At 64.9% G+C, this 322-nt stretch carries 1 protein-coding gene; it reads left to right on the top strand.

Annotated features, from left to right (window positions below; translation table 11 throughout):
* On the top strand, positions 1-321 hold a 321-nt coding region (locus tag EN852_RS37885; RefSeq protein WP_189546555.1), incomplete at its 5' end, for a gamma-glutamylcyclotransferase.
* Position 322 lies beyond the last annotated feature (1 nt).

Raw genomic sequence — 322 nt, 5'->3', positions numbered from 1 at the left:
CGCGGCGAGGTCATTACCTATCTGCGCGAGCGCGAGCTGGTCACCGACGTCTATCTCGAACGCTTGCTCGACATTCGCCTCAACAAGGGCAAGGCGGCTGGGGGCGAGACGGTCAAGGCGGTCGCCTATGTCGTCGACCGCGCCCATGTGCAATATGCCGGCGGTCTCGACGCCAGCCATGCGGCAGCGGTCGTTCGCGGCGCCGTCGGTCAATCGAGCCGCAACGAGGACTATGTGCTCAGCACGGTCGAGCATCTCAAGGCATTGGGGATACGCGACCATTGGCTCGAGGAGGTGGGGCGACGGGTCGCGCCTTCGTGAA

It is taken from the genome of Mesorhizobium sp. M2E.F.Ca.ET.209.01.1.1 (genome assembly GCF_004010375.2).
GTDB lineage: Bacteria > Pseudomonadota > Alphaproteobacteria > Rhizobiales > Rhizobiaceae > Mesorhizobium.
This window is presented reverse-complemented; position numbering and strand designations above follow the sequence as displayed.